Here is a 13,411-nt window from a genome sequence, read left to right on the forward strand (position 1 = left end):
GGGTCGCAATTTTCAGCTTCAAGGGCTGACAGAGCGGCAAAAGCCCTTAACCCTTCATAAAGCCCGGATATCACAATTCCCGAGTGCGCTAAAAAACATCGCGACTCAAACAAATCAAGCTAAGGGAGGGCATTGTCAGCCAGAAACAAAACACTGTATAAATATCCACACCTAAAGCCTGGGAGCGGCCTCTATGCTGGTTCACCTGTCTGTACATAACTACGCCATCGTTGAACATCTCGATCTGGAACTGGATCGCGGGATGAGCGTAATCACAGGCGAAACCGGCGCCGGCAAGTCGATCATGCTCGACGCCCTGGGCCTGACCCTGGGTGATCGCGCCGACAGCGGCGTCGTTCGCCCGGGCGCAGACAAGGCCGATATTCTGGCGACCTTCGACCTGGTGGACATTCCAGAAGCCAGCGCATGGCTGGCCGAACGCGACCTCGACAGCGACGGCCCGTGCATTCTACGCCGGGTAATCACTGCCGAAGGGCGATCGCGCGGCTACATCAACGGCAGCCCCTGCCCGCTCGGCGACCTGAAAGCCCTCGGTGAGCTGCTGATCGACATTCACAGCCAGCATGAACATCAGTCCCTGCTGAAAACCGACACCCATCGTCGCCTGCTCGACGAATACGCTGGCGCCACTGATCTGGCCCGCCAGGTACAGCTCGCCGCCCAACGCTGGCGCCAGACACGACAGGAACTGGAGCATCTCTCCAATTCTGGCGATGAACAGCGTGCCCGGCATCAACTACTCAGCTACCAACTCGAAGAGCTGGAAAACCTGGGTCTTGGCGAGAATGAGCTGGAGCAGCTGGAACAAGAACACAAAAACCTGACCAATGCCGAAACCCTGCTGGGCATTTGCCGGCAAGTTGTCGAACAGTGCAGTGAAAGCGATTCAGGAAATGTCCTCAATGCCCTGACGGCCAGCCTTAATCGTCTGTCGAGCGTGAATAATTCAACAGGCGCCTTGGGCGAGGCAACCAATTTGCTGACGAGCGCGCAGATTCAGGTTGAAGAGGCCGTTGGCGAACTGAATCGGTTTCTCGATCACTTCGACGCCGATCCGGCACGCCTTCAACAACTCGAGGAGCGCCTCGATGCGATTTACACCCTGGCCCGCAAACACCGTATCCAGCCCACCGAAGTCTCAGACATGCAGCAAAAGCTGCTGGATGAGATCGAAACACTGAACGCCAACGACGAATCCATCGAGCGACTGAGTGATGAGCTGGCGTCATTCGCCCGGCATTATCAGGAGAAAGCCAGAGAGCTGAGCGATTTGCGCCATCAGGCTGCAACGAGCCTGGCCAGCGCCGTCGAAATTGAAATTCAGCGCCTGGGAATGCCCGGCGGACGCTTCACCATTGAGCTGCACCCCAACACCAGCAATGAACTACTGCCTAATGGCCTGGAACAGGTGGAGCTACTGGTCAGTGCCAACCCCGGGCAACCGCTCAAGGCGCTGGCCAAAGTAGCGTCAGGTGGTGAGCTTTCACGCATCAGCCTGGCAATCCAGGTGATTACCGCGCAAACGTCCCGAGTGCCGACGCTGGTGTTCGACGAAGTGGACGTGGGTATCGGCGGGCCGACAGCCGAGATTGTCGGCCAGCTGCTGCGCCGACTGGGCGAGCGCGGGCAAGTCCTGACCGTCACCCACTTGCCGCAAGTGGCTGCCCAGGGCCATCAACACCTTTTCGTGCACAAAGTACGCGGCAGCGATGCCACCCACACCGCTGTATCCAGACTGGGCAAAACCGAACGGGTCGAAGAAGTGGCGCGCATGCTGGGTGGCATCGATCTCACCAAGGAGTCCCTGGCACACGCGAAAAAGATGGTTGTCACCGCCAAAATCTAAGACAGCAGAAAGCACGAAGGCGACCCTAGGGTCGCCTTCGATCGTTTCGCGGTTTCCCACGCGACATGCTTACTTTTTCTTGCGTACGTACAACACCAGATTGTGATCCACCATCTCGAAACCATGCTTCTCAACGATCGCCTTCTGAAGCTTTTCGATTTCTTCGTCGAAGAACTCGATCACTTCGCTGGTCTCAACGTTGACCATATGGTCGTGATGTTTGCCGTCATCGAGCTCGAATACCGCGTGACCGCCGTCGAAATTATGACGGACCACCAGTCCAGCTGCTTCGAACTGAGTCAGAACACGGTAAACCGTGGCCAGACCGACATCCTCGCCAGCTTCCATCAGCGCCTTGTAAACATCTTCGGCGCTCATGTGTCGCTGCTCGGCAGAATCGAGCATTTGTAGAATTTTGACCCGTGGAAGGGTCACTTTAAGGCCGGCTTTACGTAGTTCGCTATTTTCAACCATGGTCAGCTTTCTCGCGGATGCTGCTTCGCAGCTTCTCTTAATGCGGGTATGATCGGGGTTTACGTTGTCCCAGCCAAGATAGTGGAAGTCGCCCACCGATGCAAAACACCAAGCTCCTGCTAACCAGTTTCACCTTCGTGGGACTGCTCGCACTCGCCGGTTGTTCATTCCCCGGGGTTTACAAAATCGACATCCAGCAGGGCAATGTCGTCACACAGGACATGATAGACCAGTTACGCCCGGGAATGACCCGTCGGCAAGTACGGTTTATTATGGGCAACCCTCTGCTGACCGACACGTTCCACGCCGATCGCTGGGATTATCTGTATAGCCTGCAGCCAGGCGGCGGTGAACGCCAACAGGAACGTATCAGCGTAATCTTCAATTCCAACGACCAGCTCGTCAGCCTTTCAGGTGATTTCAGGCCTGGCGTAAGCCGTGACGAAGCCATTCTCGGCAAGAGCAGCGGCACTACGGTGGCGGCTCCAGCGGAAAACGCCGAGAAGCCGAAACCAGAGAAACCAGAAAAACCGGTCAAGCCGGGCTCCCTGCTGGACCAGATCCAGAAGGACGTGGACAAAGTAGAAACCACTCCAGTCCCGACTCCAGAACCACTGGGAACCTCGCCGCAATAATTTGCGACAGACAACAAAGCCCGGCATGCCGGGTTTTTTGTTGCCTGTCGTAAAATAAAAGCTATTGGTCCCGCGCTTTCACTTGCGCGGCCTTGGCTGCACGCAATCGGCGGACCTCTTTGGGATCGGCCAGAAGCGGACGATAAATTTCTATTCGATCCCCCGCCTGCACCGCACGACTGTCCGGATCGGCGACCACCTTGCCGAAAATCCCCAGCGGACAATTCATCAGATCCAGCTCGGGAAACTGCGCACCGATCCCGGAACGCAACAGGACCGCCCGCACAGTAGAACCCGCCGGCACACCGACCTTGAGTAACACCTGACGATCTACAGCGGCATACACCACCTCGACCTCAATCAATGACTCAACCATGCAGTTGCTTGGCGCGCTGGCAGAAAGCATCGACCAGGGTATTAGCGGCCTGGTTGAACAGCGGCCCCAAGGTTGCCCGGACAATCGGGCCGGCATAGTCAAAGGCCAGATCAAGACTGATCTTGCAGGCCTTCTCACCCAACGGTTTGAACACCCAGACACCGTGTAGCTGATTGAACGGGCCTTCTTCCAGATTCATCTCAATCGAATGCCCCGGGACCAAGGTGTTGCTGGTTACGAAATGCTGGCTAAGCCCGCCCTTTGCGACGGCAAGGCTGGCGCGCATATGCTCGTCACTGGCCTCCAGAACCTCGGCAGAAGAGCACCAAGGCAAAAACTCCGGATAACGCGCCACATCATTGACCAGGTCATAGAGCGCTTGCGCCGGATACGGCAGCAGGGCCGAACGTTGAATATGTGTCGTCATGTCAGCGTCACTTCCACAGCTGTTTGTTGCCAGATATTGAAGGAGAACACCGTCCCCAAACCAACGAACCAGCAGATAAATGCCAGCCAGAAAGTCACCCAACCGCGACGGATGCCGGTCGCAACGAGTATAGAGTCCCAGCGACTAGCCCATCCGCCGTGGACAGAAACCTTGCCTGTCGACATCGTTAACACGCCCAACCGATCAAAAAAGAGGGCGCATTGTCCGGGATTCACTCAACGTGCTCAAGCACGCAGCTTCACCGTAGCCGACACGCGTGCAACTCCCTATAATGCCGCCCCTATGGCTAAACAGAAGAAACACCCAACAGGGACCATCGCGCAAAACAAAAAGGCGCGTCACGATTACTTCATCGAACATCGGTTCGAGGCTGGCATGGTCCTGGCCGGCTGGGAAGTAAAGAGTTTGCGTGCGGGCAAGGCACAACTGGTCGACAGTTATGTGCTGCTCAAGGATGGCGAGGCCTGGCTGCTCGGTAGCCATATCTCTCCCCTGACCACCGCCAGTACGCATGTCATCGCCGATCCTACTCGCAGTCGCAAACTGCTGCTCAACCAGCGTGAGCTGGAAAAGCTGTTTGCCGCCGTGCAGCAAAAGGGTTACGCCTGCGTCTGCCTCTCGCTTTACTGGAGCAAGCACTTGATCAAGTGCGAGATCGCTCTGGGCAAGGGCAAGAAGGAATACGACAAGCGTCACACCGAGCGCGAACGCGATTCCGATCGTGAATTGCAGCGTGCAGTGCGATCCAAGGGTAAGGAAGATTAATCTCCTTACCTGATCGTTCCCACGTTCTGCGTGGGAATGCCGCCATGGACGCCCTGCTTCCGCTTTGTGGCGCGCAGCGTTACGGGATGCATTCCCACGCGGGCGCGTGGGAACGATCATGAGCCGAACCTACATCCCCTTACGCCGCTCCGCCCGCGCCATGCGCTGCACTTCCTGACGCACTTCTTCCAGCACTTCTTGCACATACAAAATGTGTCGGCTGGAGACTTCCCGCGCCTGCTCCGCTCGCCCTTCGATAATCGCCAGATACAATTCCCGGTGCTGACTGATCAGCATGTCGCGGGTTTCGGTGCGCTGTTTGTACATGCCGCCGATGTTGGTCACCACATTGCGCTTGAGCAAATCGAACAGACCGCGAATGGTGTGCAGCAACACCGCGTTATGACTGGCCTCAGCAATCGCCAGGTGGAATTTCGCGTCAGCTGCGCCCTCTTCCGCCCGGCTCACTTCATCAGAACGCGAATAGCAGTCCTGCAATTCGTCGAACGCCGCAGCCAATCGTTCGCGATCGACTTCGGTCGCCCGCAATGCCGCGTAGTAAGCACATGACCCTTCGAGGGTGTGCCGGAACTCCAGCAGATCGCGTTGCGCTTCGGGATTGCTTTCCAACAGATGCAACAGCGGATCGCTGAAGGTCGAACCCAGCGATTCCACCACATAATTGCCACCGCCCTGACGGCTGACCAGCAGCCCTTTGGCTGTCAGCTTCTGGATCGCCTCGCGCAATGAAGGACGGGACACACCAAATTGCTCGGCCAGCGCCCGCTCGGCCGGAAGCCGCTCACCCGACTTCAGCGTGCCCTCAAGGATCATCCCCTCGAGCTGCTCGACAATATCGTCAGACAAACGGCGCTGACGAATCTGATCAAACCCCATAACTCACTCCCCACCATCCCGACGACTCGCCGGGCTCTCTATTCTGGCCTATTGGCGCCGAGCCAGCACCTACCAGACAGCGCTTGATCGAGCTGCTCAGCAGGCACTTGCGCAGCCCCTACGACAAAAGTTTCAGGGCGACAAATTGACACGCCACTCATAAGGCTTTTAACCTAGCCCACAGCGATTGTAAATTGGTATTACCAATTATCCAAGAACGCTGACCAGTGCCTGACCAACAACAACTAGGGGCCATCCCATATGCAAACCTGGCAACAGCTCTACAGCCCGCTCGGCAGTCTCGGCTTGTCTGCTCTCGCGGCAGTTATCCCCATCGTATTTTTCTTCCTGGCCTTGGCCGTGTTCCGCCTCAAAGGACACGTCGCCGGGAGCATTACCCTGGCTCTGGCTATCCTGGTGGCGATCTTTGCTTTCCAGATGCCGGTAGACATGGCGTTCGCAGCGGCGGGCTATGGATTTGCCTACGGCCTCTGGCCTATCGCCTGGATCATCGTCGCCGCGGTTTTCCTCTACAAGCTGACGGTCAAAAGCGGACAGTTCGAAGTGATCCGCAGCTCGGTGCTGTCGATTACCGACGACCAACGCCTGCAAGTGCTGCTGATCGGCTTCTGCTTCGGCGCGTTCCTGGAAGGTGCCGCCGGTTTTGGTGCACCGGTCGCCATTACCGCGGCGTTGTTAGTAGGTCTGGGCTTCAACCCGCTGTATGCCGCCGGCCTGTGTCTGATCGCCAACACTGCGCCAGTCGCCTTCGGCGCACTGGGGATTCCGATCATCGTGGCCGGGCAAGTAACCGGTATCGATGCCGTCAAGATCGGCGCCATGGCCGGTCGCCAACTGCCACTGTTGTCGGTGTTCGTGCCGTTCTGGCTGGTGTTCATGATGGACGGCCTGCGCGGCGTCAAGGAAACCTGGCCGGCAGCATTGGTGGCGGGTTTGAGCTTTGCCGTGACCCAGTTCTTCACCTCGAACTTCATCGGCCCGGAGCTACCGGACATCACCTCGGCACTGGTCAGCCTGGTCTCTCTGACCCTGTTCCTCAAGGTCTGGCAGCCCAAGCGTTCGTTCGCCGAAGCGACCGCCAGCGTCGGTGCCGCAACCGTGAGAAGCGCCGGAGGTTTCGGCCAACCGCGTACGACCCAGCCTTCGCCCTACAGCCTTGGCGAGATTTTCAAGGCCTGGTCGCCGTTCCTGATCCTCACCGCGCTGGTGACCATCTGGACCCTCAAGCCCTTCAAGGCGATGTTCGCCGCCGGCGGTTCGATGTACAGCTGGGTGTTCAACTTTGCGATCCCGCACCTTGATCAACTGGTGATCAAGACTGCCCCGATCGTAGCCGCCCCGACCGCGATTCCAGCGGTGTTCAAACTCGACCCGATTTCCGCGACCGGTACGGCGATTTTCTTCTCCGCGCTGATCTCGATGCTGATCCTGAAGATCAACCTTAAAACTGGTCTGACCACTTTCAAGGAAACCTTCTACGAGCTGCGCTGGCCGATTCTGTCGATTGGCATGGTGCTGGCCTTCGCCTTCGTCACCAACTACTCCGGCATGTCGTCGACCATGGCCCTGGTGTTGGCCGCGACCGGTGCGGCATTCCCGTTCTTCTCGCCGTTCCTCGGCTGGCTGGGCGTGTTCCTGACCGGTTCGGACACCTCGTCCAACGCCCTGTTCAGCTCCCTGCAAGCGACCACCGCGCACCAGATCGGAGTCAACGACACCCTGTTGGTTGCGGCGAACACCAGCGGCGGCGTAACCGGCAAGATGATTTCGCCGCAATCGATCGCCGTGGCCTGCGCCGCGACCGGTCTGGTGGGCAAGGAATCCGACTTGTTCCGCTTCACGCTCAAGCACAGCCTATTCTTTGCCACTATCGTCGGCCTGATCACCCTGGCTCAGGCTTACTGGTTCACCGGCATGCTGGTGCATTAAGAGCCACACGCATTACGGTAAAAACCGACGCCCTGGGCGTCAGCTATTCACAACCCGGTCTGCAAGGCTGCTGAAAGCTCCACACTCTACATTTCAGCAGCTGCGCCAGACAGATAACCGGGACCACCCGGAGACGCGCCTGATGAGCGAGCTTTTTTACAACGCAGTGCCAAACGCGACCCGCCTCGCCCCGCCGCTGCCCGAACCGCGCCAATACCCGAGCGAGAAACCGCAAAAGGTTTATCTGTTCGGAACGTGCGTGGTTGACCTGTTTTATCCCGAAGCCGGGATGGACGCGATTCACCTGCTCGAGCGCGAAGGCATTCGTGTCGAGTATCCGCAAGGGCAAAGCTGCTGCGGGCAGCCGGCCTACACCTCGGGTTACACCGAGCAGGCACGGCAGGTCGCGCGCGCGCAATTGGCGCTGTTCGCCGGGGACTATCCCGTGGTGGTGCCTTCGGGCTCCTGCGCAGGAATGTTGCGTGAACACTACGCCGACTTGTTCAAGGATGAGCCGGACACCTTGAAACAGGTTCAGGCCCTGGCGGCGCGGACTTACGAATTGGCCGAGTTCCTGTTGTTCGTCTGCAAGGTGCAGCTCAAGGACCGCGGCCAGCCGGTCAAGGTGGCGCTGCACACCTCGTGCTCGGCGCGTCGTGAGATGAACACCCATCTGCACGGCCGGGAGCTGTTGGCGCAATTGAGCAACGTGGAACGGGTAGAACACAGCCACGAAAGCGAATGCTGTGGCTTTGGCGGGACTTTCAGCGTCCGAATGCCGGACATCTCCGGTGCGATGGTCGCCGACAAGACCCGTGCATTGAAGGAATCCGGCGCGCACCAGGTGCTGAGTGCCGACTGCGGTTGTTTGATGAACATCAACGGCTCGCTGGAAAAACAGAACGAAGCGTTACGCGGGCAGCATCTGGCCAGCTTCCTCTGGCAGCGTACCGGAGGTGCGAGATGAGCACGCCAAGGCTGATTCCTGTTCACCAGGAGCACGTAGAAACGCAGGAAGATTTCCGCGCCCGGGCTCGCCAGGCGTTGGGGGACACGCAACTGCGAAACAACTTTCGCAATGCGATGGATTCACTGATGAGCAAACGTGCGGCGTCGTTCAGCGACGCCCACGAAAGAGAACACTTGCGAGCGCTGGGCAATGCCGTCCGCGCTCGTGCGTTATCCAGGTTGCCCGACCTGCTCGAGCAGCTTGAACAGAACCTGACTCGCAACGGTGTGACAGTGCACTGGGCGGAAACGGTGGACGAGGCCAATGACCTCGTCCTCTCGATCATCCGGGCTCACGAGGCGCGGCAAGTGATCAAGGGCAAATCGATGGTCAGCGAAGAGATGGAAATGAACCATGTCCTCGCGGCTCAAGGCATTGAATGCCTGGAGTCGGACATGGGCGAATTTATCGTCCAGCTCGACCACGAGAAGCCTTCACACATCATTATGCCGGCGATCCACAAGAATGCCGGTCAGGTCGCGTCCTTGTTCCACGACAAACTTGGCGTGGAGTACACCAAGGACGTTGACCAACTTATTCAGATCGGTCGTAAGGTCTTGCGGCAGAAATTTTTCGAGGCGGACATCGGTGTCTCCGGCGTCAACTTCGCCGTGGCCGAAACCGGCACCCTGCTGCTGGTCGAGAACGAAGGCAACGGCCGCATGTCGACCACCGTTCCGCCCGTGCACATCGCCGTCACCGGGATCGAGAAAGTCGTCGAGAACCTGCGCGACGTGGTTCCCCTGCTCTCGCTGCTGACCCGATCGGCCCTCGGCCAGCCGATTACTACTTACGTCAACATGATCTCCGGCCCGCGCAAAGCCCATGAGCTCGACGGTCCGCAAGAAGTGCATTTGGTGTTGCTGGACAACGGCCGCAGTCAGGCCTTTGCCGACAGCGAATTGCGTCAGACCCTGAACTGCATCCGCTGCGGCGCCTGCATGAACCATTGTCCGGTTTACACCCGCATCGGCGGCCATGCCTACGGCGAGGTCTACCCCGGCCCGATCGGCAAAATCATCACCCCGCACATGGTCGGTCTGGCGAAAGTCCCCGATCATCCGAGTGCCTCATCGCTGTGTGGTGCTTGCGGTGAAGTCTGCCCGGTGAAGATTCCAATCCCGGCATTACTGCGCCGCCTGCGCGAAGAAAACGTCAAAGCCCCCGACAGCCCAAATCAAGTGATGCGCGGCCAAGGCAGCAAGTACTCGCGCAAAGAGCGCTTCATCTGGAACACCTGGGCGCGGCTCAACAGTTCGCCGACGCTGTACCGACTGTTTGGCTTCTTCGCCACCCGCCTGCGCGCCCTCACACCGAGCAATGTCGGCCCCTGGACGCAAAACCACAGCGCACCCAAGCCTGCCGCCCGTTCACTGCACGACATGGCCCGCGAGCACCTGGCCAAACAGGGAGATCGTTGATGAGCGCCAAACAGAACATCCTCAACAAACTGCGCAAAAGCCTGACCGGCACCACGCCGCTGGCCGACAACTTCGACGAAGCGCTGGTGACCGAGCCGTGGACTTATCCACCAGAACAACGCATCGCCCAACTGCGCAAACAGATGGAAGCGGTGCACACCGAAATCCACCTGACGTCCGAACAGGCGTGGCCCGAGCTGCTCGCGCAACTTTTGCGTGACCGCCAACTACCAAGCCTGTTGATCGCGCCGACGACGCCACACGGCAAGCGTGTGACCGAGCACTGGGCGAGCAAGCCGCAGCCCTCGACGCTCAAAGCCTATGACCGTCCCGTGGAAGAATGGAAAGCCGAGCTGTTCAACGACACTCCGGCCAGCCTCACCACCACCCTCGGTGCCATCGCCGCCACCGGCAGCCTGATCATCTGGCCGACCCGCGAAGAACCCCGCTTGATGAGCCTGGTGCCACCGGTGCATTTCGCCCTGCTCAAGGCCAGCGAAATCCATAACAACTTCTATCAGGTGCAGCAGCAATTCGAATGGGCCCAAGGCATGCCGACCAACGCCCTGCTGGTGTCCGGCCCGTCGAAGACCGCCGACATCGAACAAGTACTGGCTTACGGCGCCCATGGCCCGAAAGACCTGGTGGTACTGATCCTGGAGGACCAATGAGTCTGCCAGCCGCTTTTGTGCGTGATGCACAGCTACTGATTCCTCAAGATCGGCGTTTCGATGATCCGCTCTCGACACTCGCGTTCGGCACCGACGCCAGCTTCTATCGACTGATCCCCAAACTGGTGATCCGCGTCGAGTCTGAAGACGAGGTGGTCGCCCTGCTGAAACTGGCCCAGCGCGACCAGGTACCGGTGACCTTCCGCGCGGCGGGCACCAGCCTGTCCGGCCAGGCCATCAGCGACTCGGTGCTGATCGTCCTCGCAGACACCTGGGGCGGCAAAGAGATTCGCGGCCAGGGCACGCAGATCCGTCTGCAACCGGGCGTCATCGGCGCGCAAGCGAATGCCTGGCTGGCGCCGTTCGGACGCAAGATCGGCCCGGACCCGGCCTCGATCAACGCCTGCAAGATTGGCGGCATCGTCGCCAACAACGCCAGCGGCATGTGCTGCGGCACCGCGCAAAACACCTATCACACCCTGGCCGGCATTCGTCTGGTGCTGGCCGATGGCAGCTGTCTCGATACCGAAGACGCCCACAGCGTTGCGGCCTTCCGTGACAGTCATGCCGAGCTGCTGGAACGGCTGGCGACCCTCAGCCGCGAGACTCGCGCCAACACCGAACTGGCCGCGAAAATCCGCCACAAATATCGCCTGAAAAACACCACCGGCCTGTCGCTCAACGCCCTGGTGGATTTCGATGAGCCGCTGGATATTCTCAGCCACTTGCTGGTGGGCTCCGAAGGCACGCTCGGGTTCATCAGCGCGGTGACCTACGACACGGTCATCGACCATCCGAACAAAGCCTCGGCACTGATCGTGTTCCCTGATGTCGAGACCTGCTGCAACGCCGTCACCGTACTCAAAAGCCAACCGGTCTCGGCCGTCGAACTGCTGGACCGTCGCAGCCTGCGCTCGGTGCAGGACAAACCCGGAATGCCAGCATTCGTTCAGCAATTGTCCGCCAACGCCTGCGCCTTGCTGATCGAATCCCGCGCCGCCACCTCAACGCTGCTGCAGGAGCAACTGGCGCAGATCATGGCCTCGCTGGCCTCATTCCCGGTGGAAAAGCAGGTCGACTTCACCGAAGACCCTGTGGAAAACGCCAAACTCTGGGCGATCCGCAAAGACACCTTCCCTGCGGTCGGCGCGGTGCGCAAAACCGGCACCACGGTGATCATTGAAGACGTGACCTTCCCGGTGGAACAACTGGCCATCGGCGTGAACCGTTTGATCGAGCTGCTCGACAAGCATCACTATGACGAAGCGATCCTGTTCGGCCACGCGCTGGAAGGCAATCTGCACTTCGTCTTCACCCAGGGCTTCAACAGCGCCGAAGAAGTCGCGCGCTACCAGGCCTTCATGGACGACGTCGCGCAACTGGTGGCGGTGGAGTTCGGCGGTTCGTTGAAAGCCGAACACGGCACCGGGCGCAACATGGCACCGTTCGTTGAACTGGAATGGGGCAGCGACGCCTACCAACTGATGTGGCAGCTCAAACGCTTGCTCGATCCGCACGGGATTCTCAACCCGGACGTGGTGCTCAGCGAAGATCCACAAATCCACCTCAAGCACCTCAAGCCGCTGCCCGCCGCCGACGAGATTGTGGATAAGTGCATCGAGTGCGGTTTCTGCGAACCGGTCTGCCCCTCGAAAGGCCTGACCCTGAGCCCACGCCAGCGCATCGTGATCTGGCGTGATATCCAGGCGAAAAAACGCGCTGGCATTGATACCTCGGAGCTGGAGGAGGCCTACCAATATCAGGGCATCGACACCTGTGCCGCCACCGGTCTGTGCGCGCAACGTTGCCCGGTGGGAATCAACACCGGCGAACTGGTGAAGAAGCTGCGCGGCCGCAGCGCTAACCACACCAAAACCGCCGAATGGCTGGCGACGAACTTCAAGACTGCGCTGCAAAGTGCCCGCTTCACTCTGCACGCCGCCAACGGTGCACGCAGGTTGCTGGGTGCGCCGCGGCTGGCGAAGATGTCTGCTGCGCTGAGCAAACTGTCCAAAGGCAAAGTCCCGCAATGGACCAACGCCATGCCGCAACCGGAACGGGCGATTCGCTTCAGTCCGCCAGTGACGGATCAACGTCCGCGTGTTGTGTACCTGGCCGCCTGCGTGTCTCGAATCATGGGGCCAGCGGCGGGCGATAAAGAGCAGATATCGCTCTACGAAAAGACCCGCAGCCTGCTGGAAAAGGCCGGTTACCAAGTAGTGTTCCCGGACAATCAGGACAACCTTTGCTGCGGTCAGCCGTTCGCCTCCAAAGGCTACACCGAACAAGCCGAACACAAGCGTCAGGAACTGATCGGCGCTCTGCTGCACGCCAGTCGCGGCGGGCTCGATCCGATCTACTGCGACACCAGCCCCTGCACCTTGCGCCTGGTGCAAGACCTCGGCGATGTACGGCTGGACCTCTACGACCCGGTGCGTTTTATCCGCACGCACTTGATGGACAGGCTCGACTTCACGCCTCAGGAAGAACCCATCGCGGTGCATGTCACGTGCAGTACTCAACACCTTGGGGAAAGCCAGGCGCTGATCGATCTGGCCCGCCGTTGCAGCAACAACGTGGTCATTCCCGAAGGCATACACTGCTGTGGTTTTGCCGGCGACAAGGGCTTTACCACGCCAGAGTTGAATGCTCATTCACTACGCACATTGAAGGATGCGGTGCGGTATTGCAGCGAAGGCATCTCCACCAGCCGCACCTGTGAAATTGGCCTGAGCCTGCATGGCGGGATCGATTATCATGGGCTGGTCTACCTCGTGGACCGGGTCACCCAGGCCAGAGCGGTCTGAAAGCGAGGCACTGAAAAAGGGGCATTTTTGCCCCTTTTTCGTACCCGCTCCCCGGAAAAATCTTCACCTCATCGCAAGCAAAACAGAACCC

Annotated in this window: 13 protein-coding genes; 8 read left to right on the top strand and 5 right to left on the bottom strand. The window is 59.2% G+C overall.

The window, feature by feature from the left end; genetic code table 11:
* Positions 1–193 precede the first annotated feature (193 nt).
* A complete protein-coding gene (gene recN, locus AC07UI_RS27020) occupies positions 194–1,867 on the top strand; it encodes a DNA repair protein RecN (RefSeq protein ID WP_494995358.1) in 1,674 nt (557 codons plus the stop codon).
* Between the two features lie 69 nt (positions 1,868–1,936).
* On the opposite strand, the gene fur is transcribed toward recN, so the two are convergent.
* Positions 1,937–2,341, bottom strand: coding sequence for a ferric iron uptake transcriptional regulator (fur, locus tag AC07UI_RS27025; RefSeq protein ID WP_150641005.1), 405 nt, complete (start codon positions 2,339–2,341; stop codon positions 1,937–1,939).
* A gap of 98 nt (positions 2,342–2,439) precedes the next feature.
* On the opposite strand from fur, the gene AC07UI_RS27030 reads away from it, so the two are divergent.
* Positions 2,440–2,976 (top strand): outer membrane protein assembly factor BamE, encoded by a 537-nt coding sequence (locus tag AC07UI_RS27030; protein ID WP_494995359.1) that lies wholly within the window; start codon positions 2,440–2,442, stop codon positions 2,974–2,976.
* A gap of 61 nt (positions 2,977–3,037) precedes the next feature.
* Here AC07UI_RS27030 and AC07UI_RS27035 read toward each other — a convergent pair whose 3' ends face one another.
* Genes AC07UI_RS27035 through AC07UI_RS27045 form a run of 3 tightly spaced genes read right to left on the bottom strand, consistent with a single transcriptional unit; the run spans position 3,038 to position 4,015 of the window.
* Positions 3,038–3,352, bottom strand: a complete 315-nt coding sequence (locus tag AC07UI_RS27035; RefSeq protein WP_494995360.1) for an RnfH family protein — start codon at positions 3,350–3,352, stop codon at positions 3,038–3,040.
* A complete protein-coding gene (locus AC07UI_RS27040) occupies positions 3,345–3,779 on the bottom strand; it encodes a type II toxin-antitoxin system RatA family toxin (RefSeq protein WP_419118805.1) in 435 nt (144 codons plus the stop codon). Before AC07UI_RS27040 ends, AC07UI_RS27035 begins: the two co-directional genes overlap by 8 nt.
* A complete protein-coding gene (locus tag AC07UI_RS27045) occupies positions 3,776–4,015 on the bottom strand; it encodes a hypothetical protein (RefSeq protein ID WP_494995392.1) in 240 nt (79 codons plus the stop codon). Before AC07UI_RS27045 ends, AC07UI_RS27040 begins: the two co-directional genes overlap by 4 nt.
* Before the next feature lie 67 nt (positions 4,016–4,082).
* On the opposite strand from AC07UI_RS27045, the gene smpB reads away from it, so the two are divergent.
* Entirely contained in the window at positions 4,083–4,565 is a 483-nt protein-coding gene (gene smpB, locus AC07UI_RS27050; protein ID WP_494995361.1) for an SsrA-binding protein SmpB, read from the top strand.
* Between the two features lie 129 nt (positions 4,566–4,694).
* Here the strand turns inward: smpB and AC07UI_RS27055 are convergent, their stop codons facing one another.
* A complete protein-coding gene (locus AC07UI_RS27055) occupies positions 4,695–5,462 on the bottom strand; it encodes an FCD domain-containing protein (protein ID WP_494995362.1) in 768 nt (255 codons plus the stop codon).
* A gap of 261 nt (positions 5,463–5,723) precedes the next feature.
* On the opposite strand from AC07UI_RS27055, the gene AC07UI_RS27060 reads away from it, so the two are divergent.
* The 5 genes from AC07UI_RS27060 (at position 5,724) to AC07UI_RS27080 (ending at position 13,320) form a co-directional block, all read left to right on the top strand.
* Entirely contained in the window at positions 5,724–7,412 is a 1,689-nt protein-coding gene (locus tag AC07UI_RS27060) for a lactate permease LctP family transporter (RefSeq protein ID WP_494995363.1), read from the top strand.
* A gap of 142 nt (positions 7,413–7,554) precedes the next feature.
* Entirely contained in the window at positions 7,555–8,379 is an 825-nt protein-coding gene (locus AC07UI_RS27065; protein ID WP_494995364.1) for a (Fe-S)-binding protein, read from the top strand.
* Positions 8,376–9,842, top strand: coding sequence for a LutB/LldF family L-lactate oxidation iron-sulfur protein (locus AC07UI_RS27070; RefSeq protein WP_494995365.1), 1,467 nt, complete (start codon positions 8,376–8,378; stop codon positions 9,840–9,842). The genes AC07UI_RS27065 and AC07UI_RS27070 overlap by 4 nt, the downstream gene beginning before the upstream one ends.
* Complete coding sequence (locus AC07UI_RS27075) at positions 9,842–10,513, top strand: LutC/YkgG family protein (protein WP_494995366.1); 672 nt, start codon at positions 9,842–9,844, stop codon at positions 10,511–10,513. Before AC07UI_RS27070 ends, AC07UI_RS27075 begins: the two co-directional genes overlap by 1 nt.
* A complete protein-coding gene (locus AC07UI_RS27080; RefSeq protein WP_494995367.1) occupies positions 10,510–13,320 on the top strand; it encodes an FAD-binding and (Fe-S)-binding domain-containing protein in 2,811 nt (936 codons plus the stop codon). Before AC07UI_RS27075 ends, AC07UI_RS27080 begins: the two co-directional genes overlap by 4 nt.
* Positions 13,321–13,411 lie beyond the last annotated feature (91 nt).

Source organism: Pseudomonas sp. GW821-FHT04C07, from assembly GCF_059420325.1.